This window comes from Bradyrhizobium guangzhouense (assembly GCF_004114955.1).
In the GTDB taxonomy this organism is placed as follows: domain Bacteria; phylum Pseudomonadota; class Alphaproteobacteria; order Rhizobiales; family Xanthobacteraceae; genus Bradyrhizobium; species Bradyrhizobium guangzhouense.
This window is the reverse complement of record NZ_CP030053.1, coordinates 1,703,531-1,725,337: the sequence shown is the minus strand read 5'-3', so window position 1 is coordinate 1,725,337 and position 21,807 is coordinate 1,703,531. Positions and strand designations below refer to the sequence as shown.

Annotated in this window: 12 protein-coding genes; 10 read left to right on the top strand and 2 right to left on the bottom strand. The window is 64.6% G+C overall.

All coding sequences use genetic code 11. The annotated features are described in order from the left end of the window. Window positions 1–5 precede the first annotated feature (5 nt). From zwf to XH91_RS08295, 4 genes are read left to right on the top strand one after another with little or no spacing between them, the layout of a single operon-like run. The gene (zwf, locus tag XH91_RS08310) at window positions 6–1,517 is read left to right on the top strand and encodes a glucose-6-phosphate dehydrogenase (RefSeq protein ID WP_128950134.1); all 1,512 of its coding nucleotides are present in this window, start codon (window positions 6–8) and stop codon (window positions 1,515–1,517) included. Next, entirely contained in the window at window positions 1,517–2,266 is a 750-nt protein-coding gene (pgl, locus tag XH91_RS08305) for a 6-phosphogluconolactonase (protein WP_164934138.1), read from the top strand. Before zwf ends, pgl begins: the two co-directional genes overlap by 1 nt. Continuing rightward, entirely contained in the window at window positions 2,253–2,798 is a 546-nt protein-coding gene (locus XH91_RS08300; RefSeq protein WP_128950132.1) for a gluconokinase, read from the top strand. The genes pgl and XH91_RS08300 overlap by 14 nt, the downstream gene beginning before the upstream one ends. 9 nt (window positions 2,799–2,807) lie before the next feature. Further along, the gene (locus XH91_RS08295) at window positions 2,808–3,620 is read left to right on the top strand and encodes an HAD family hydrolase (protein ID WP_128950131.1); all 813 of its coding nucleotides are present in this window, start codon (window positions 2,808–2,810) and stop codon (window positions 3,618–3,620) included. Window positions 3,621–3,800: 180 nt separating this feature from the next. Here the strand turns inward: XH91_RS08295 and XH91_RS08290 are convergent, their stop codons facing one another. Together XH91_RS08290 and malQ are read right to left on the bottom strand one after the other, a co-directional pair. Then, a complete protein-coding gene (locus XH91_RS08290) occupies window positions 3,801–5,603 on the bottom strand; it encodes a glycoside hydrolase family 15 protein (RefSeq protein WP_128950130.1) in 1,803 nt (600 codons plus the stop codon). A 29-nt stretch (window positions 5,604–5,632) separates the two neighbouring features. Further along, the gene (malQ, locus tag XH91_RS08285) at window positions 5,633–7,594 is read right to left on the bottom strand and encodes a 4-alpha-glucanotransferase (protein ID WP_128950129.1); all 1,962 of its coding nucleotides are present in this window, start codon (window positions 7,592–7,594) and stop codon (window positions 5,633–5,635) included. A gap of 204 nt (window positions 7,595–7,798) precedes the next feature. On the opposite strand from malQ, the gene XH91_RS08280 reads away from it, so the two are divergent. The 6 genes from XH91_RS08280 to treY are packed head-to-tail and all read left to right on the top strand — an operon-like array spanning window position 7,799 to window position 21,807. Next, complete coding sequence (locus XH91_RS08280; RefSeq protein ID WP_128950128.1) at window positions 7,799–9,745, top strand: maltotransferase domain-containing protein; 1,947 nt, start codon at window positions 7,799–7,801, stop codon at window positions 9,743–9,745. A gap of 10 nt (window positions 9,746–9,755) precedes the next feature. Then, the gene (gene treS, locus XH91_RS08275; RefSeq protein ID WP_128950127.1) at window positions 9,756–13,049 is read left to right on the top strand and encodes a maltose alpha-D-glucosyltransferase; all 3,294 of its coding nucleotides are present in this window, start codon (window positions 9,756–9,758) and stop codon (window positions 13,047–13,049) included. After that, entirely contained in the window at window positions 13,042–15,189 is a 2,148-nt protein-coding gene (gene glgB / locus XH91_RS08270) for a 1,4-alpha-glucan branching protein GlgB (protein WP_164934128.1), read from the top strand. Before treS ends, glgB begins: the two co-directional genes overlap by 8 nt. Before the next feature lie 3 nt (window positions 15,190–15,192). Beyond that, window positions 15,193–17,271 carry a glycogen debranching protein GlgX gene (gene glgX, locus XH91_RS08265; RefSeq protein WP_128950125.1) on the top strand — a complete coding sequence of 693 codons (2,079 nt, stop codon included), beginning with the start codon at window positions 15,193–15,195 and terminating at the stop codon, window positions 17,269–17,271. Continuing rightward, window positions 17,268–19,022: a malto-oligosyltrehalose trehalohydrolase gene (gene treZ, locus XH91_RS08260; protein ID WP_128950124.1), complete on the top strand. Its 1,755-nt coding sequence runs from the start codon at window positions 17,268–17,270 to the stop codon at window positions 19,020–19,022. The genes glgX and treZ overlap by 4 nt, the downstream gene beginning before the upstream one ends. A gap of 1 nt (window position 19,023) precedes the next feature. Beyond that, window positions 19,024–21,807 carry a malto-oligosyltrehalose synthase gene (gene treY, locus XH91_RS08255; protein WP_128950123.1) on the top strand — a complete coding sequence of 928 codons (2,784 nt, stop codon included), beginning with the start codon at window positions 19,024–19,026 and terminating at the stop codon, window positions 21,805–21,807.

The window sequence follows — 21,807 nt, the reverse complement described above, 5'->3', positions numbered from 1 at the left end:
CGTTCGTGACAAAAGACCCGCAACCAAAGCGCAAGCCGGAAAACTGCGCCTTCGTCATCTTTGGTGTCACCGGCGACCTCACCCATCGCCTGGTGATGCCGTCGCTCTACAATCTCGCCGCCGAACACCTGCTGCCGGAGAAATTCTGCGTCGTCGGCGTGGCCCGCAAAGGCCAGTCCGATGACGAGCTGCGTGACAGCCTGCTGAAGGGCCTCAAGCAATTCGCGACGCGGCCCGTGGACGACGACATCGCCACGAGGCTGCTGGAATGCGTGACCTTCGTCGAAGCCGATGCAAAGGACCCGCCCTCCTTCGACCGCCTGCGCCAGCATCTGGATTCGCTGGAATGCGCGCAGGACACCGGCGGCAACCGCCTGTTCTATCTGGCAACCCCGCCCGCAGCCTTCGCGCCGACCGCGCGCGAGCTCGGCCGCACCGGCATGATGAAGGAGAATGGCGCCTGGCGGCGCCTCGTGATCGAGAAGCCGTTCGGCACCGACCTCGCCTCGGCCAAGGCGCTGAACGCCGAGCTCCTGAAGATCATGGACGAGCACCAGATCTACCGGATCGATCATTATCTCGGCAAGGAAACGGTGCAGAACATCCTGGTGCTGCGCTTTGCCAACGGCATGTTCGAGCCGATCTGGAATCGCAACCACATCGACCACATCCAGATCACGGTGGAGGAGAAGCTCGGCGTCGGCCATCGCGGCGGCTTCTATGATGCCACCGGCGCGCTGCGCGACATGGTGCCGAACCATCTGTTCCAGCTGATGTCGCTGGTCGCGATGGAGCCGCCGGCGCGCTTCGACGCGCATTCGGTGCGCTCGGAAAAGGCCGAGGTGCTCACCTCGATCCAGCAGCCGAACCACGAGGAAGCCTTGAGAAACTCGGTGCGCGCGCAATATCTCGCCGGCCGCATCGGCGACGACGAGATCCCCGATTATCGCAAGACCGAGGACGTCAGGCCTGATAGCTCCACCGAGACCTTCGTCGCGCTGAAGCTGATGATCGACAATTGGCGCTGGGCCGGCGTGCCGTTCTACCTGCGCACGGGCAAGGCGCTGGGCCACAAGCGCACCGAGGTCGCGATCAAGTTCAAGCAGGCGCCGCTGTCGATGTTTTCAGGCACGACGGTCGACCGGCTCTCGCAAAACTTCCTCACCATCGGCATCGCGCCGACCGAAACCATCGAGCTTCAGTTCAACGCAAAAATCCCGGGGCCGAGCATCACCATCGACGGCGTCGAGATGAAATTCAAATACGGCGACTATTTCCGCGCCGATCCCTCCACCGGATACGAGACGCTGATCTACGACTGCATGATCGGCGACAACATCCTGTTCCAGCGCGCCGACGGCATCGAGGCCGGCTGGGCGGCCGTGCAGCCGTTCCTCGACGCCTGGAAGACCGCGGGCGACAACGGCATCGAGACCTACGAAGCCGGCAGCGACGGCCCGGCCTGCGCGGACGAGCTGCTGCGGCGCGAGGGCCGCAGCTGGCGGAAGTTTTCATGATGGCGCCAGCCGCAGAGCCGAAGCTGATCGTCGCGCTTGATGCCGAAGCCCTCGCACAAGCCGCAGCCGAGCGGGTGATGGCCCGGATCGCAGCCAATCCCGGCCGCATCGCGATTTGCCTGACCGGCGGGTCGAGCCCGAAGAAGCTGTATCAGCTGCTCGGCAGCGCGAGCTGGCGCGGCAAGGTTCCGTGGGACCGCGTGCACTGGTTCATCGGCGATGAGCGCTTCGTGGGCGAGAGCGATCCGCTCAACAACATGGCCGTCGCCCGCGCGACCTTCCTCGATCGCAATGCGCCATCCGGTCATATCCATCCAATTCCGACCCTGGTTGAAAATCCGGATGAGAGCGCTGCGGCGTATGCACACGAATTGCAGGCCTTCTACGGATCTGAAAGCCTCGATCCGGCACGAGCGCTGTTCGACCTCGTGCTGATGGGCGCAGGCCCCGACGGCCACACCGCCTCGCTGTTTCCCGGCTATCCCGGTATCGAGGAAACCGTGCGCTGGGTCGTCGGCGTGCCCAAGGCCAACGTCGCGCCCTTCGTGCCGCGGGTCTCGCTGACGCTTCCCACGCTGGCCTCGTGCCATGAGATGCTGTTCGAGATTGCGGGGCATGACAAGCAGCCGATCTTGACGCGCCTGCTCAATGGCGAGACTCTGCCGGCGTTACGCGCGCGCTCGCATGGTGAGACCGTCTGGCTGGTCGACAGGGCCGCGCTTCCGGAGGGGATTCGTGGCGGGCACTAAAGCACCTTGTGCATTGATCGTGATGGGCGTGTCGGGTTCGGGCAAGAGCACGATTGCAGCCGCGCTCGGCGACCGCCTGGGCTGGCGGTTCGAGGACGGCGACAGCTTCCACCCCAAGAGCAACGTCGAGAAGATGCGGGCCGGCCATCCCCTCACCGACGAGGACCGCTGGCCGTGGCTCAACGCCATCGCCGACGAAATCGCGCGCGCCTGCAGCAGGGGTGAGAAAATCATCATCGCCTGTTCGGCGCTCAAGCATACCTATCGCGAGGTGCTGCTGCGCGGTCGCGACGACGTCCGCTTCGTGTTCCTCAAGGGCACACAGGAGCTGATCGCCGATCGCCTCGCGCACCGCAAGGGCCATTTCATGCCGCCCGGACTACTCACCAGCCAGTTCAACACGCTGGAGCCGCCCGAAGCGAGCGAGCACGTCATCACGGCGTCGATCGACGAATCGGTCGAAGCGATCGTCGACGGCATCGTGCGGCAGCTGAAAATCGACGGCGGGAAAAGCAGGGCCAAGGAAATCTAGGGCGCAGCCATGACGAAAATCTCACTGATCGTTTCCGACGTCGACGGCACGCTGCTCACCAAGGACAAGACGCTGACGGACCGCGCGCGGAGCGCAGTGCAGCGGCTGCACCAGGCCGGCATCGGCTTCACCATCACCTCCAGCCGGCCCGCGATCGGCATGCGCTTCCTGATCGAGCCGCTGGCGCTGTGGCTGCCGGTCGGCCCGTTCAACGGCTCCTCGATCGTCGATCCCGAGATGAACCCGGTCGAGCAGCATCTGATCCCGAAGGATGCGGCCGAGCGCAGCTTGCAGATCCTCCGCGAATTCGGCGCCGACATCTGGCTGTTCACCACCGACAAATGGCTGATCGATAACCCCCACGGCAAATACGTCGCGCATGAGCAGCACACGATCCGCTCCGATCCCAGCATCGTGACGGACTTTGCGCCATATCTGGCCAGCGCCTGCAAGATCGTCGGCGCCAGCGCCGATGCTGCAGGGCTCGAAGCTTGCGAGAAGGCGATGCAACAGGCGCTCGGCAGCGAGGCCACTGCCGTGCGCTCCCAGACCTATTATCTCGACATCACCCCGCCCGGCTTCAACAAGGGCACATTCGTGCAAGCCATGGCCAAGCGGCTCGGCATCTCCCTGGATGCGGTCGCCACCATCGGCGACATGCAGAACGACCTCGCCATGTTCCGCGTCAGCGGCACCTCGATCGCCATGGGCAACGCCACCGAGAACGTCAAGGACCAGGCCACCAACGTCACCGCGAGCAACGAGCAGGACGGGTTTGCCGAGGCGATGGAGATGATTTTGAAGCGGAATGGTGTGGGCTGAGACGGACTATCGGCCGGTCCCACCTCTCCCGCTTGGCTTGCGGGAGAGGTCGCCGCGTAGCGGCGGGTGAGGGTTTTCTCCTCTGGGGGGTTCTCGCCCAGCTGAGACACCCTCTCCCCAGCCCTCCCCCGCAAGCGGGGGAGGGAGCGCACTTCCACTTCGGTACTGATCCAAAGTCCCTCACTTCGACCGCTGCATCGCCGGCTTCTCGCTGGCGTGCCTGGCCGCCGAGAGATTATGCGCGGTGTTGATCAGCGCGATATGCGTCAGCGCCTGCGGGAAATTGCCGGCCTGGCGGCGTGCGACGGGATCGTATTCTTCGGCGAGCAGTCCGACATCGTTCGCAAGGCCCGCGATGCGATCGAACAGCGCCTGCGCCCGATCGAGGTCGCCGGCCAGCACGTGGGCGTCGGCCAGCCACAAGGTGCAGGCCAGGAACGCGCCCTCGATCGGTTGGGTCTCCTCGGAGACCTCGCGCGGATCGTGCCGCAGCACGAAACCGTCGCGCATCATGCGCTTCTCGACGGCTGCGATGGTGCCGCGGATGCGCGAATCGTGCGCCGGCAGGAAGCCGACACCCGGCAGCAGCAGCACGCTCGCATCGAGCATTTTTGAGCCGTAGGATTCGACGAAAGCGTTCTCTTCAGCGTCGAAGCCCCTGTTGCAGACGTCGCGATGGATCGCCTCGCGCAAAGCGCGCCAATGCAGCAGCGGCGCCTTGAAGCCGAAGGTCTCCGCGCTCTTGATGGCGCGGTCGAAGGCGACCCAGGTCATCACCTTGGAGAAAACGTAGTGCCTCGGCTGGCCGCGCCGCTCCCAGATGCCGTGGTCGGGATGATCCCAGACTTCGGCGAGATGATTCAGCACCGCGCATTCCAGCGCCCAGGTCGCCTCATCGTCGAGCTGGAGCTTGGCCATGCGTGCCTGATGGAAGGCATCGATCAGTTCGCCGTAGACGTCAAGCTGGAGCTGCGCGTGCGCGGCATTGCCGATGCGCACCGGCTTCGCGCCCTCATAGCCGTCGAGCCAGCTTGCCTCCCATTCCAAGAGCCGCCGCTGGCCCCAGATGCCGTACATGATCTGCATGTTGGCGGGCGCGCCGGCGGCAGCACGCAGCAGCCAATTGTGCCAGGCCAGGGCTTCGTCGGTGTAGCCCGAATTCATCAGCGCCAGCAGCGTGAAGGTGGCATCGCGGAGCCAGCAGAAGCGGTAGTCCCAGTTCCTGCTACCACCGAGCTTTTCCGGCAGCGAGGTGGTCGGCGCGGCGACGATGCCGCCAGTCGGGCCGAATGTCAGCGCCTTCAGCGTGATCAGCGAGCGCATGACGAGATCGCGATACTCGCCATCATGCGTCGAACGGCTTGACCACTCCTTCCAGAATTTTTCGGTCTCCTGGAGCGCGACATCGGGGTCGATCCGCTCCGGCGGATCGAGATGCGAGGGACCGTAGGTCAGCACGAACGGCACCGTCTCGCCTGCCTTGATCTCGAATTCCGCGATCGTGGTCAGATCCTCGCCGCGCGTCTCGATCGGCGAGCGCAGCACCGTCATGTCCTGGCCGGCGACCGCCAGCAGCGAATGGTCGATCCGCCTCACCCAGGGAATATTGGTGCCGAAGCCGAAGCGAATGATGAGCTCCATCCGCATCTTCACCGTGCCATTGACGCCGCGCACCAGCCGCACGATGTCGGAGGCCTTGCCGCGCGGCGGCATGAAGTCGACCAGCGCGACGGTGCCGCCCTCGGTCTCGAAGCGCGTTTCGAGGATCAGGGTGTCGCCGAGATAGCGGCGCGAGACGCTTGTGACGTCCTCGCTCGGCGCGATCAGCCAGCGGCCGTTCTCGGGCGTGCCGAGGATCGCGGCAAAGCAGGCGTCGGAATCGAAGGCCGGCCAGCACAGCCAATCGATCGAGCCGTTGCGCCCGACCAGCGCCGCGGTCTCGCAGTCGCCGATCAGCGCATAGTCCTCGATCCTCTGAGACAATGTCTTGCGAGCCTAGGAAACCCTTGACATCAACGCCCGCCGATGAGCGAACGTTCCCGTGTCGCGGCCTTCAAAGCGGCGAGATCGACCTTGGCGGCGATCTGATCGAGCGCGACGGGAAGCCGCTGCCGCCAGTTCGGATGCTCGTCGATCGTGCCGGGAATGTTGGGTTGGTCGATCACGCCGAGCAGGTCCTCCATCGAAACGGCGAGCAGCCGCGACGGCGTACGCGACAGGAAGCCGAGCACCGAGTAGAGATCGTTGGCGCTGATGCCGTTCTGGCGCAGGATCTGATCGAGCGCGCCGAGCGCATCCCAGCGCGCCTGCTCGTTCTCGCCGGGATCGAGCCCGAGCGACAGCTTCATCCTGAGGTCGCTGAACGAGCGCCAGCCCGCATAGGTGCAGAGATCATGGGTGTTCAGCGTCACCAGCGCGTTCGGCCGGTAGTGGTCGACGTTGCGGAAATGACCGGCATCGTCGCGCTCGAACATCATGACGAGATAGGACCAGATGCCGAAATCCTGCATGGTCTCGCGGAAGCCTTCGGGCACGGTGCCGAGGTCCTCGCCGATCACGATGCATTTATGGGTGACGCTCTCGCACACGACCGCCGCCAGCAGCGCCTCGAGCGGCATCTGCACATAGGCGCCGTTGTCGGGCTTGAAGCCGCGCGGCACCAGGTAAAGCCGCTTCAGGCCGAGCACGTGATCCAGCCTGATGGCGCCGGCATGCCGCATCGAAGCGGCCAGCATGTTCGCGAAAGGCACGAAGGACTGCGCCTCCAGGCCGCCCGCGTTGAAGCCGGCGAGTCCCCAATCCTGGCCGACCGTATTGAGGACATCAGGCGGCGCACCGACCGCAAGGTGGCGGGAGATCGACGTCTGCTCGTTCCAGGCGTCGAAGCCGTTGGACTGCACGCCGACGGCGACGTCGAGATAGAGCCCGACGCGCATGCCGAGCTCGGCGGAGAGCTCCTTGGCGGCGCGCAACTGGCTATCCGCCGTCCACTGCACGAATTCGACGAACTCGACCTTGTGCTTGTCGGGTCCGTTGCGCATTTCAGCGCATTTGGCATCGTCCGGCTGCTGCCATTCCGCCGGCCATTCCCACCACGGCACGTTGAAACGATGGCGCAGCACCTCGAAACAGGCGAAGCGCGACAACAGCGGCGCCCGCTCGGCGCGAAAGGCGTCGAACTGGTTGCGGCGGACACCGCTCGCTGACTTCACGAAACTGTCGAAGGCGGCGCGCAGGCCCAGCCACTTCAGCGCCGCCATATCGGCATAAGGGACACGATCGCCCTGGCGCAGCCGCGCGGCGGTCTTGGCGGCGTCCGGAATGAGGTCTGCCGAATATTCGGGAATGGCCTCGACGTCGATATAAAGCGGATTGAGAAACAGCCGGCTGTTCGGCGAATAGGGGCTGCAATCGGCCGGATGATCGTCGAACAGGATATGCAGCGGATTGAGCCCGACGCCGTCAGCGCCGAGTTGCTTGGCGAGCCTGACAAGGCCGGCGAGGTCGGTGAAATCGCCGATGCCCCAGTTGCGGTCCGAGCGGACGCTGTAGAGTTGCACGGCCAGCAGCCAACCACGGTCAAACTCACCGCCGAAGGCGCGCTCGGGTGCCACGATCATCGGCACCTCTTCGGTCGCGCCCGCGGCATCGGTCAGCGTCAGCCGGTGATAGCCAAGCGGCAGGCCAGCGGGCCAGGCGATCACGGGCTCACGCGTCTCGCCCTGCCCGATCAAATCGCCGTTGCTGGTGACTTTCCATTGCAGCGGCGCCGTGCCGACCGAAGCGAGCTCGGTGCGCGGATTGCCCAGTGCGCGTACCACCACCGGACCGCTGACGAAGCGATAAACCCGCTTCGCAGGCAGGGCATCGAGGATGGATTTCAGCGCCTCCGGCGCGGTGACCCGCAGCTTGCCGAGGGCATCCACGAATTCAGACTGAACGCCCTTGATCTGGGCTTGAGCTAAAAGATCCATTCGGCACGCAGCTTGCAGGCCATTGTTTGGCCGGGGGCATGGATTTTAACGAGGTCGCGGAAGAGGTTAGTCAGGGGTAACTCCCAAACCGCACCTGCCGTTCCCATGGGAACCAATGACACACAAGCGGCTTTCTATAGTGGTACCAAGCGTAGGTTCCCGACAAGGGAAACGGGCTCCTGCTTTCTTGTCAATGGCATCACCGTGAACAAGACAATTCAAACTGTCGAGAGTGCCGCTGCCGGCAGCGCTTTCCTCATTGCAGATATCTATCCGTTGATCGATGGCGGCCGCTTCGCCGTGAAGCGGATCGCGGGCGATCGGGTCGAGGTGTGGGCCGACATTTATCGCGACGGCGATGCCGCCATCAGCGCCGCGCTGATCTGGCGTGGCGAGCAGGACCGCGAATGGCGGCGTGAGCCGATGGTCCATCATGGCGATGACCGCTGGTCCGGCGCGTTCACGCCGACCGAAGCAGGTCAGTACGTCTATGCCATCGAAGCCTGGACCGACGAATTCGCCACCTGGCGCCACGGGGTCGAACGCAAGCAGCGCAAGGGCGGCGACGTCACGCTCGATGCGATCGAAGGCGCTGGCCTCTTGACCAAGGCGCATGGCGCAGGGCAGGACGCCGCGGCCGTGATCGTCAGGCAATGCGAGGACTATCTCCAGAACGGCGACGTCACCTCGCTGCTCGCAACTGACCTCGGCGAGGCCATGGCCGAGAGCCAGGCCCGGCCGGACCTCACCCGCTCGCCGAACTTCCCGCTTGTCATCGACCGCGACCGGGCGCGCTTCAGCACCTGGTATCAGATGATGCCACGCAGCCAGAGCGCGGTTGCCGGCCGGCACGGCACGCTCCGCGACTGCATCGCGCGCGTGCCCGACATCGCCGCGATGGGCTTCGACGTCCTGTACTTCACGCCGATCCACCCGATCGGTCGCACCAGCCGCAAGGGCCGCAACAATGCGCCTGTCGCAACCGACGGCGAGCCCGGGTCGCCCTACGCGATCGGCGCGGCCGAGGGCGGGCACGATGCGCTGCATCCCGAGCTCGGCACCATCGAGGATTTTCGCGCGCTGGTCGCGACCTGCCTCGAATACGGCCTCGAGATCGCGCTCGATTTCGCCGTGCAATGCTCGCCGGATCATCCCTGGCTGACGCAGCATCCGGAATGGTTCAAATGGCGTCCCGACCGGTCGGTACGGACGGCGGACGGGCCCTATTCTGATATCGTCATCCCCGATTTCGCCTCGGTCGACCGCGTCGGGCTTTGGAATGCGTTTCGCGACGCCATGCTGTTCTGGATCGACCATGGCGTCACCATCTTCGCGATCGACAATCACGACACCGCACCGCTGCCGTTCTGGGAATGGCTGATCCACGAGATCAGGCAGCGACATCCCGAGGTGATCCTGTTCTCGAAGACCTTCGCGCGGCCGAAGCTGATGAAGGGTCTCGCCAAGCTCGGCTTCGCACAATCCTTCAGCTATTTCCCCTGGCGCACGGCGAAGTGGGAGCTGGAGCAATATCTCGGCGAGCTCTCGCGCTATCCGGAGCGGGACTTCTATCGGGCAAACCTGTTCGTCAACACGCCTGATCTGCTGCCCTATCATCTCCAGAGCGGCGAGGCCTGGATGTTCAAGTCGCGTGTCGCGTTGGCGGCAACGCTGTCGGGGAGTTACGGTCTCTATAGCGGCTTCGAGCTGCTCGAGCACGAGGCCGTGCCCGGCCGTGAGGAATATCAGGAGTCCGAGAAATACCAGATCCGCCAGCGCGACTGGGATAAATCAGGCAACATCAAGCCTTACATCACCGCACTCAACCGCATCCGCAACGACAATCCGGCGCTGCAGCAGACCATCCATCTGCGCTTCCTCGGCATCGAGGACGGCGAGACCATCGCCTTCGTCAAGGAGGTGACCGAGCCGGCCAACATCGTTGTCGCGGCCATCGCCCTCTCGCGCCATGTGCGCGAGATCTGGTTGCCGCTCGGCGACCTCACCATCGACGTCGGCGGCGAGCGCCGCCCCGTCAGCACAATCGAAAATCTCGTGACAGGCGAACAGTCCCGCATCGAATGGGGCGGGATCAAATTGCGTATCGATCCCGACCGCGATCCGGCCCTGGTCTTCCGTTGCCTGGCGTAAGGATCACGCCATGAATGTTCTGTCTTCCGTCGACACCAAGAAGGCCGAGGCTGCCGCGATCGCGGATGAGCTCTGGTACAAGGACGCGATCATCTACCAGCTCCACGTCAAGGCCTTTGCCGACAGCAACAATGACGGTATCGGCGATTTTGCCGGGCTGACCGAGAAGCTGCCTTATCTGCAGGATCTCGGCGTCACCGCGCTGTGGCTGCTGCCGTTCTACCCCTCGCCCGGCCGCGACGACGGTTACGACATCGCCGATTATGGTTCGGTCAATCCCGATTTCGGCACGATGAAGGACTTCAAGCGCTTCATCCAGGAAGCGCAGAAGCGCGGCCTGCGCGTCATCACCGAGCTCGTCGTCAACCACACCTCCGACCAGCACAATTGGTTCAAGCGTGCGCGCCGCAGCCATGCCGGCTCCAGCGCGCGCGACTGGTATGTCTGGAGCGACACCGACCAGAAATACCAGGGCACGCGGATCATCTTCACCGACACCGAGAAGTCGAACTGGACCTGGGATCCCGAGGCCGGCGCGTTCTACTGGCATCGCTTCTTCTCGCATCAGCCGGACCTCAATTTCGACAATCCGCGCGTCGTCAGCGCCATCATCCAGGTGATGAAGCGCTGGCTGGACGCCGGTGTCGACGGCTTCCGCCTGGACGCCATTCCCTATCTCTGCGAGCGCGAGGGCACTTCGAACGAGAACCTCCCGGAGACGCATGCGATCATCAAGCGCCTGCGCCAGGAACTCGATGCCTATTCCAAGGGAAAGCTCTTGCTGGCCGAGGCCAATCAATGGCCTGAAGACGTGCAGGAATATTTCGGCCGTGGCGACGAGTGCCACATGGCCTACCACTTCCCGCTGATGCCGCGCATCTACATGGCGATCGCGCAGGAAGACCGTTTCCCGATCACCGACATCCTGCGCCAGACGCCCGATATCCCGGCGAGCTGCCAGTGGGCGCTGTTCCTGCGCAACCATGACGAGCTGACGCTGGAGATGGTCACCGACGTCGAACGTGACTATCTCTGGACCACCTATGCCAACGATCCCCGCGCCCGCATCAATGTCGGCATCCGCAGGCGTCTCGCGCCGCTGATGGACAACGACCGGCGCAAGATCGAGCTGATGAACTCGCTGCTGCTGTCGTTTCCCGGCACGCCGATCATCTATTACGGCGACGAGATCGGCATGGGCGACAATATCTATCTCGGCGACCGCAACGGCGTACGCACACCGATGCAATGGAGCCCGGACCGCAATGGCGGCTTCTCCCGCGCCGATCCGGCCCGCCTCTACGCGCCGCTGATCATGGATCCCGTCTACGGCTACGAATCCGTCAATGTGGAGGCGCAGTCGCGCAGCCTGTCCTCGCTGCTGAATGCCACCAAGCGGCTGATCTCGGTGCGCAAGTCGACGCTCGCGTTCGGCCGCGGCACCATGACCTTCATCCGCCCTGCCAACCGCGCCGTGCTCGCCTATGTCCGGCAATATCGCGACGAAGTCATCCTCTGCGTCGCCAATCTGTCGCGCGCGGCGCAGGCAACCGAGCTCGACCTGTCGCCCTGGAAGGATCGCATCCCGCAGGAGATGCTCGGCCGCACGCGTTTTCCAGCGATCGGCGAATTGCCCTACATGATCACGCTGGGGCCCTACGGCTTCTACTGGTTCCAGCTTCAGGAGCGCGACAAGTCCGAGCCGGTGGTGCCGCGCGCGGTGCCGGAATTCGAGACGCTGGTGGTCCCTGTCAATTCGAACTGGGTGTCGCTCGCCCGCGAGCGCGGCGTGTTCGAACGCGACGTGCTGCCGGGATTCCTGTCGCGGACGCGCTGGTATCCCGAGCACAATCCCAAGCACATCGAGGCTGCGCTGACGTCGGCAGTGCCGTTCAGCGACATCGGCGACAACAGGCCGTGGATCGCGTTTTTCGAGACGGCGCATGACGACGTCACGACACGCTATGTGCTGCCGATGCAGATCGAATGGGTTCGTTTCGACCGCGAGCGCTTCAATCCGAGGGCGCTCGCCGCCGTGCGCCAGGGCGCACGCGAAGGCACGCTGCTCGACGTTGCCACCGACCAGATCTTTATCGGGCTGTTCCTGCGCGGCTTGTCGCAGAACCTCGTGGTGGACGAGAACAATCTGCGGCTCGAGTTCAAGCCGACAAGCCGGTTCGCGGATTACACCGTGAAGGAGCCCGCGCGCATTCGTGCGGTCGAGCAGTCGAACAGCACGGCGCTGGTCGACAACCAATATGTTGCCAAAATCTATCGCCGGCTCGAAAGCGGCACCAACCCGGAGATCGAAATCGGCAATTATCTCACCGAGGTCGCTCGCTTTCCCAATACGCCGGCGCTGCTCGGCAGCGTCGAGCTGGTCGAGGGCGCCAGCCGCAGCGCGGTCGGCGTGCTGCATGCCTATGTCGAGAACCAGGGTGACGGTTGGGCCGTCACCACCGGCTACCTCGACCGCTATGTCGACGAGCAGCGCGTGCTGCCGCCGGACGAGACGCACCGGGAGACCCAGGAGCAGGGGCCCTATTTGCACTTCGTGACGCAGATCGGCCGTCGGCTCGCCGAGCTGCACATGGCGCTCGCCGCCGCGAAATCCACCGACCTTGCCCCTCAACCGATCGGCAAGGCGGACGTCAAGCGTTGGACGACTGACCTCAAGGGACGGGCCGAGCGGGTCTTCGACCGGCTGGCCGACATCAGGGACGGCCTGCGCGAAGGCGACCAGCCGCTGGTCGACCAGCTGGCCGCGATGCGTGCGACCGTGCCGGATCACATCGATGCGCTCTTGCCATCCGACATTGGCGGGTTGAACATCCGTCATCATGGCGACTTCCGCCTCGGGCAAACTCTGATCGTGAAGGACGACATCTTCATCATCGATTTCGACGGCGATCCGCACCTCACACTGGCCGACAAGCGGCGCAAGCTGCCTGCCGCGCGCGATGTTGCGGGCCTGGTCCGCTCGATTGATCTTTCGGTTAACGCCGCGCTAGGCCGAGCGCTGTCGGGCGGCAGTGACGAACACGGCCGGCTCGCGGCCGCGCTCGGCGAATGGCGCGGGCGCGCCACCGCGACCTTCCTGTCCGCCTATCGTGAGGCCATGACCGACCGGCGGCTCTGGCCGGAAGATGCACATTGCGCGGAAAGCATGTTAAGGTTTTTCCTGCTTGATCTAGCGTTCGACGAGGTAGAGTACGAGCTGTCCCACCGGCCCGAGGGGCTCCATGCGCCGCTGACCGGCCTGCTTCGCATTCTGTCCAGTGCCGGGAGCGAAGCCCATGCCTAAACTGCCAGCCGAAGCCTACGCCATCATCGAGGGCCGCCACTCCGACCCCTTCCACTATCTCGGGATGCATCCCGAGGGTGGCAAGAGCGTGGTGCGGGCCTTCCTGCCCGAGGCCTCCAACGTCGAGGCGGTCGGTGAGCATGGCGAGGTCGCGCCGCTCGACCGCGTCCACGCGTCAGGCCTGTTCATCGGCGCCCTGCCCAACGGCTCCAAGCACTACCAGCTTCGCGCCAAATTCGGCGACAGCGTCGTCGAGTTCGAGGACGCCTATCGCTTTCCGCCGATCCTGACCGATTTCGACCTCTATCTGCTCGGCGAAGGCACGCATCAGCGGCTCTACGACAAGCTCGGCGCGCATCCGATGCGGCTGGAGGGCATCGAGGGCATCGGCTTCGTGGTGCTCGCGCCGAACGCGCGGCGCGTCTCCGTGGTCGGCGATTTCAATTTCTGGGATGGGCGGCGTCACCCGATGCGGGTTCGCGGCGCCGGCTATTGGGAATTGTTCATTCCGCATGCCAGATCCGGCGATCATTACAAGTTCGAGATCATCGGACCGCATGGCCATCTGCTGCCGCTGAAATCCGATCCCATGGCGTTTGCCAGCGAGGTGCGGCCGAAGACGGCGTCGATCGTGTTCGACGAGGCGCATCTGCCGCGGCCGCGGCCGGCGCCCGACGGCATCAACGCGCTGTCGGCGCCGATGTCGATCTACGAGGTCCATCTCGGCTCGTGGCGGCGCAAGAGCGGCAATGAATGGCTGACCTATCGCGAGCTCGCCGAGCAGCTGCCGGCCTATGCCCGCGACATGGGCTTTACCCACCTCGAATTCCTGCCCGTGAGCGAGCATCCGTTCGACGGCTCCTGGGGCTACCAGCCGACCGGCCTCTATGCGCCGACCAGCCGTTTCGGCGGGCCTGAGGATTTTGCCGCGCTGATCGATGCCTGCCATCGCGAAGGCATCGGCGTGCTGCTCGACTGGGTGCCCGGGCATTTCCCTGATGATCCGCACGGGCTCGGCAGCTTCGACGGCACGGCGCTGTACGAGCACGCCAATCCGCTGCAGGGCCGTCATCTCGACTGGGGCACGCTGATCTACAATTACGGCCGCACCGAAGTGACGAACTTCCTGGTGTCGAACGCGCTGTTCTGGCTGGAGCGCTACGCCATCGACGGCCTGCGCGTCGATGCGGTCGCCTCCATGCTGTATCTCGATTACAGCCGTCCGCCCGGCGCCTGGATTCCGAACCAGTATGGCGGCCGCGAGAACATCGAGGCGATCAACTTCCTGCGTCGCTTCAACACCGAGCTGTTTGCACGCTTCCCGCAGGCGACCACGGCCGCCGAGGAATCCACCGCGTGGCCGCAGGTCTCGCGCCCGGTCGAATTCGGCGGGCTCGGCTTCGGCTACAAGTGGAACATGGGGTGGATGCACGACACGCTGAACTACATCAGCAAGGATCCGATCCACCGCAAATATCACCACGGCGAGATCCTGTTCGGCCTGCACTACGCATTCTCTGAAAACTTCATCCTGCCGCTGTCGCATGACGAGGTCGTGCACGGCAAGCGCTCGATCTTCGGCCGCATGCCCGGCGACGAATGGCAGCGCTTTGCGAACTTGCGCGCCTATTACAGCTTCATGTTCGGCCATCCCGGCAAGAAGCTGCTGTTCATGGGCGGTGAGATCGCGCAGAGCCGCGAATGGAATCACGACCAGTCGCTCGACTGGCACCTGCTCGAATACCGATATCACCAGGGCGTCCAGGCGCTGGTCCGCGACCTCAACCGGCTCTATCGCGCGGTGCCGGCGCTGCACCAGATGGACTGCGACCAGGCCGGCTTCGAATGGCTGATCACTGACGATGCCAACCGCAACGTGTTCGCCTGGCTGCGCAAGGGCTTTGACGAGCACGCACGATGTCTCGTGGTCATCAACTTCTCGCCCAACGTCTATCGCAACTACCGCGTCCCCGTGCCCTTCGAAGGCAAGTGGAAAGAGGTGTTCAATTCCGACTCCGCCCATTATGGCGGCACCAATGTCGGGAACATCGGCGAGGTGCAAACCGTTGCCGGCAAGTCGCCCGAGCTCTGCCTCACCGTTCCACCGCTCGCCGCGATCTTCCTCGTTCCGGAAAGCTGACCGATGCGCCTGACTGCTGGATCGCCCGCGCGCCTCGGTGCAAGCTGGGACGGACGCGGCACCAACTTCGCGCTGTTCTCGGCCCATGCCGAGAGGATCGAGCTGTGCCTGTTCGACAGCCAGGGCCGGCGCGAGCTCGAGCGCATCGAGCTGCCGGAACGTACCGAGGACGTCTGGCATGGCTATCTCAACGACGTCTCGCCGGGCCAGCTCTACGGCTATCGCGTGCATGGCCCCTACGAGCCCGAGCACGGCCATCGCTTCAACGCCAACAAGCTGTTGCTCGACCCCTATGCCAAGCGCCTTGCCGGGCGACTGGTCTGGAGTGACGCGCATTTCGCCTATCGCACCGGCTCGGCCCGCGAGGATTTGTCGTTCGACCGGCGCGACAATGCGCGCGGCATGCCCAAGGCCGTCGTGGTCGATGAGACCTTCAACTGGGGCCGGCGCGAGATAAGGCCCAACATCCCCTGGGAAGACACCATCATCTACGAGGCCCACGTCAAGGGCCTGACCCAGAAGCGCGACGACGTGCCGCCGAATTTGCGCGGCACCTATGGTGGGCTGTCATCGCCGGCGATGATCGAGCATTTGAAGAAGCTCGGCGTCACCACGATCGAGCTGCTGCCGATCCACAGCTTCGTCGACGACCGCGTGCTGGTCGAGAAGAAGCTCGCCAATTATTGGGGCTACAATACGCTGTCCTTTTTCGCGCCGGAGCAGCGCTACGCCCAGGACAATGCGCTGGATTCCTTCCGCACCACGGTGGCGCGCCTGCACGATGCCGGCATCGAGGTGATGTTGGACGTCGTCTACAACCACACCGCCGAAGGCAATCACCTCGGCCCGACGCTGTGCTATCGCGGCATCGACAACGCCTCCTATTACTGGCTGAACCGCGAGAACCCGCGCTATTACGACGATTTCACCGGCTGCGGCTCCTCGGTGAACCTCACCCATCCGCGCGTGCTGCAGATGGTGATGGATAGCCTGCGCTATTGGGTCGAGGTCTGCCATGTCGACGGCTTCCGCTTCGACCTCGCCACGACGCTCGCGCGCGGCCCCAACGGCTTCGATCGCGGCATCTCGTTCCTCACCGCGATCCGGCAGGATCCGGTGCTTGCCACCGTCAAGCTGGTCGCCGAACCCTGGGATCTCGGACTTGGCGGCTACCAGGTCGGCGCGTTCCCTTCGCAATGGTCGGAATGGAACGACCGCTATCGCAGCGCCATGCGCCGCTATTGGAGCGGCGAAGGCAGCCTGATCGGCGATATCTCCAGCCGCATGACGGCGTCGTCCGACCTGTTCAATCACGATGGGCGCCGGCCGCGCGCCAGCATCAACCACATCACCGTGCACGACGGTTTCACGCTGGCCGATCTCTTCAGCTACAACGAGAAGCACAACGAGGCCAATGGCGAGGACAATCGCGACGGCTCCAACGACAACCACAGCAACAATTGCGGTGTCGAGGGCCCGACCGATGATCCCAAGATCCTCGCTCTCCGCCGCCAGCTTCGCAAGAACGTGCTGGCCTGCCTGATGCTGGCGCAGGGCATTCCCTTGATCCTCGCCGGCGACGAGGTCGGAAATTCGCAAGCGGGCAACAACAACGCCTATTGCCAGGACAATGAAGTGGGCTGGGTCTCTTGGGACAATCTCGGCAAGGACGGCGACGACATGGTCGATTTCGTCGCCGACCTCGCCGACATCAGGCAAAAGTTCTCGCAGCTGCGCAGCCATCGCTGGCTCGACGGCCGCCCCAAGGACGGCATCTCCTACGGCGCGCTGTGGCTGACGCCCGAAGGCAACGAGATGACGGAGAGCGACTGGACATTCCCGGACGGCCGGTTCCTCTCTTATGTGATGGGACCGATGGAACCGGGCAGCGCGGCGATCTTTATCGTATTGAACGCCGCCCCCGAAGAGATCGCATTCAAATTGCCCAAAATGCCCGAATACAAGAGCTGGCAGCAGATCCTGAACACGACGGATGCCAAACTGAACAGCGTTGATTTCCTGGCCGGAAGCGACAGCAAGGCGCCGCCGCGCTCCGTGCTCGCCTTCGCGGGGGCGCTATGAGGCCATCCTTCGGGGCGAAGCCGACCAAGGACGGCGTGTCGTTCCGACTGTGGGCGCCCGGCGCGCGTCGCGTTGACCTGCTGCTCGAAACCCGGCACGCGATGCAGCGCCGGCAGGATGGCTGGTATGTCGCCGAGATCGCCGGCCTCACCCGCGGCAGCCGATACAAGTTCAGGATCGACGACGAGATCGACGTGCCGGATCCGGCCTCGGCGTTTCAGCCCGAGGATGTGTTCGGCCCCAGCGAGGTGATCGATCACGACGCCTTTGCATGGCGCGCGAAGGATTGGCGTGGCCGTCCCTGGGAAGAGACTGTGTTGATCGAGACCCATGTCGGCACCTTCACGCACGATGGCACTTACCGCGCCATGACCGACAAGCTCGATCATCTCGTCGCGACTGGAATCACCGCGCTCGAGCTCATGCCACTGGCCGATTTCGCTGGCCTCCGCGGCTGGGGCTATGACGGCGTGCTGTGGTATGCGCCCGATAGCGCCTATGGCCGTCCGGAAGAGCTGAAGACGTTGATCGACGAAGCGCATCTGCGCGGGCTGATGGTCTTCCTCGACGTCGTCTACAATCACTTCGGCCCCGAAGGAAACTACCTCGGCCGCTACGCGCCAGGCTTCTTCACAGACGCGCACACGCCCTGGGGCAGCGCGATCGACTATCGCGTGCCGCAAGTGCGGGCCTTTGCGGTCGAGAACGCGTTGTCCTGGCTGACCGACTATCGCTTCGATGGCTTGAGGTTGGACGCCGCCAACCACATCCTGGCGATTCCCGGCGAGCAGTCGATGCTGCACGACCTCAGCGCCGCCACCGGTGAGCTCGCCAAGGCCACCGGACGGCACATTCATCTGGTGCTGGAGAATGGCGACAACCGCGCCAGCCTGCTCGACGCCGCGCAGGAGCCGCCGAACGGCAAATATCGCGCGCAGTGGAACGACGATTATCACCACGTCTGGCACGTGATGCTGACCGAGGAGCTCAACGGCTATTATGCCGACTACCAGACCCCGCGCATGGACCTCGCGCGATCACTGGCGTCGGGCTTCGTCTACCAGGGCGAGATCTCGGAATTCTGGGGCAAGAAGCCGCGCGGCGAGCCGAGCCGTGAGCTGCCGCCGGCGACCTTCGTCAATTTCCTGCAGAACCACGACCAGATCGGCAATCGCCCGCTTGGCGAACGGCTCGAAAGCCTGGCCTCGCCGCGGCAGATCGAGGCCGCGCTCGCGGTGACGCTGCTCGCACCGATGGTGCCGATGCTGTTTCAGGGCGAAGAGTGGGGATCGAAGATGCCCTTCCCGTTCTTCTGCGACTTCCAGGGCGGGCTGGCCGATGCCGTGCGCAACGGGCGCAAGCGGGAATATGCCTGGGCCTACGCGAGATACGGCGACGAGGTGCCCGATCCGCTCGACCCGGCGACGCCGCAATCGGCCGTGCTGGACTGGACCGGCCGCACGCCCGAGCAGGAGGCGCGGCTTTCGCTGGTGCGCGATCTCCTCGCGGTTCGCCGCAAGAAGATCATGCCGCACCTGAAGGGCGCGCGGTTCGGCGATGCCGAGGCTGACGACAACGGCCTTCTCACCGCGCATTGGCGCATGGGCGACGGCACGACGCTGCGGCTCACGGCCAATCTGTCGGACAAGGATATCGTGCATTCCAGCAACGATGCAGGCACGCCGATCTGGGGCGGCGCGGCCGGCGACCGACTTCCGCCCTGGTCGGTGGTTTGGCATCTCGGAGGTTGATATGCCTTCCGGGATTCCTCTCGCGACATACCGGCTCCAGCTCACCGCGGATTTCGACTTCGACAAGGCGGCCGCGGTCGTTCCTTACCTCAAGTCGCTCGGGATCACGCATCTCTACGCCTCTCCGGTGATGAAGGCGCGAAAAGGCTCCACCCACGGCTACGACACCGTGGATCACAGCCAGTTCAATCCCGAGCTTGGCGGCGAGGCCGGCTTTGCGCGGCTGAGCGAGGCGCTCGCACAGAACGACCTCGGCCTGATCATCGACTTCGTGCCCAATCATGTCGGCGTGCATTTTGCCGACAATCCCTGGTGGCTCGATGTGCTGGAATGGGGCCAGGCCTCGCCGCATGCCATCTCCTTCGACATCGACTGGGACCAGCTGCCGTACCGCGCCCGCGGCGGCGTGCTGCTGCCGATCCTCGGCGCGTCCTATGGCGAGGCGCTGGAGCGCGGCGACATCGAGCTGCGCTACGATCCCGATGAGGGCAGCTTTTCCGCGTGGTATTTCGAGCACCGCCTGCCGATCGCGCCGGAACGTTATGGCGAGATCCTGCGGATGATCGTGAAGGAGGCGGATGCCGCCGACACCGTCGCCGGCAAACGCCTGCTCTCGCTCGCCGCGCACACCACCGGCCTGCGCCGGCCGAACCGCAAGGAAGCGCCCGCCTTCAAGACCGAGCTGAAGGAGATCGCGGGCGGTGCCGACATCATCGTCCACGGCCTCGCCGCCTATCGCGCGGCAAAGGATCGCCCGGCGCAGACGCTGGCGCTGCATCATCTGCTGGAGCGGCAGAACTACAAGCTCGGCCATTGGCGCCTCGCATCCAGCGACATCAACTATCGCCGTTTCTTCGACGTCAACGGGCTCGCGGGCCTCCGCGTCGAGGACGCGAGCACGTTTGCCGCAACGCATCGGCTGGTGAAGCAGCTCATCACCGACGGAAAGCTGCAAGGCATCCGCCTCGATCACATCGACGGCCTGCGCGACCCCGCGCAATATTGCCAGCGGCTGCGCCGGCTGGTGCGCGATGCGCAAGGCAATGCAAAACCATTCTACACCGTGATTGAAAAGATCCTGTGCGAGCACGAAAAGCTGCCGCACTTCGCCGGCGTCCTGGGCACCACCGGCTATGAATGGATGAACGCCATCACCCAGGTGCTGGTGGACGCAAAAGGGCTGGAGGCGCTGGACGAGACCTGGCGCCAGATCAGCAACCGGCCGCCCCGGCTCGCGCCCTATGTCAAGGATGCCAAAAGGCGCGTGCTGGAGACGCTGCTGACCAGCGAATTCACCGTGCTGACGCGCCTGCTCGCCCGGATCGCCAACGGGCACTATTCCACCCGCGACTTCTCCGCCGACAGCCTGCGGCAGGCGCTCGAGCTCTACGTGCTGCACTTCCCGGTCTATCGCACCTATCTGACGCATAGCGGTCCGACCGCGCTCGACCGCAAGCTGATCGACGACACCATCGCGCGCGCCCGCGCCGAATGGTTCGCCGCGGATGAAGGCATTTTCGACTTCCTGCGCGATGCGCTGACCATGGACCTGCTCAAGCCCGGCCGCCCGCCGCACAGCGCGCCGCGCGTGCGCCGCTTCGCGCTGAAGGTGCAGCAATTCACCGGGCCGATGATGGCGAAATCGCTGGAGGACACCGCGTTCTATCAGTTCCACAGGCTGCTGGCGCTGAACGAGGTCGGCGGCGATCCCGCCAGCAAAGGCCTCACCATACCAGCCTTCCACGAGGCCATGCGCGCCCGCGCCAAGGAATGGCCGCAGGGGATGACGGCAACGGCGACCCACGACACCAAGCGCGGCGAGGATGCGCGGGCGCGGATCGCAGCGCTCAGTGAGATCTCGGGCGAGTGGACCAGCGCGGTTTCGCGCTGGAAAGTGCTGAACGCGCCACACCTCACGCTGTCAGGTAATCTGCGCGCGCCGTCGGCGACGTTCGAATATATGCTCTATCAGACCCTGCTCGGCGCCTGGCCGCTGCAAGGGCCGGATGCCAGTTTCGTCGAGCGCATCCAGGCCTATGCGCTCAAGGCGGCGCGCGAGGGCAAGGAAGAGACGAGCTGGCTCAATCCGCATGAAGCGTATGAAAGCGGCATCAAGAGTTTCATCGGAAAGATTCTCGATCCCGCGCTGTCAGGCGAATTCCTGGATTCGCTTGCCACCCTGGCCCGCCGCGTCGCGCTGCTTGGCGCGCTGAACTCGCTGAGCCAACTCACGCTGAAGGCGATGCTGCCGGGCGTGCCTGATTTCTACCAGGGCACCGAATATTGGGACCTGTCGCTGGTCGATCCCGACAACCGCCGCCCAATGGATTTTTCTGCGCGGCAAGCGGCGCTGGGTTCGCTGGAGGCGCCCGACTGGAACGAACTGATCAAGACCTGGCCGGACGGCCGGCTCAAGCTCGCCTGGACGCGGCACCTCCTCAGGCTCCGGACAGAGCTCGCCGACGTTTTTGCGCAAGGTGACTATCAACCGCTTGAGGTGCGTGGCGCTCATGCCGATCACGTCATCGCCTTTGCCCGCCGGCACGGCCGCGCCGCGGCGATCGTCGTGGTTGCGCGCCAGTTCGCGCGCTTCACGCAAGCGGGCCGCGAGTGGTCCGCGCGCGAAGGCTTTGACGCAACCGTCGACATCGGCGGCTACACCGCGCCGGGCCTCGCCCGCAACGAATTGCCGCTCGCGCAGGCGTTCCGCGACTTTCCCGCTGCGGTCATCGAGGCCCGCGCGGCAGGCTCGATCAAGCCCGCACGGCAGCGCGTGCGCGCCTGA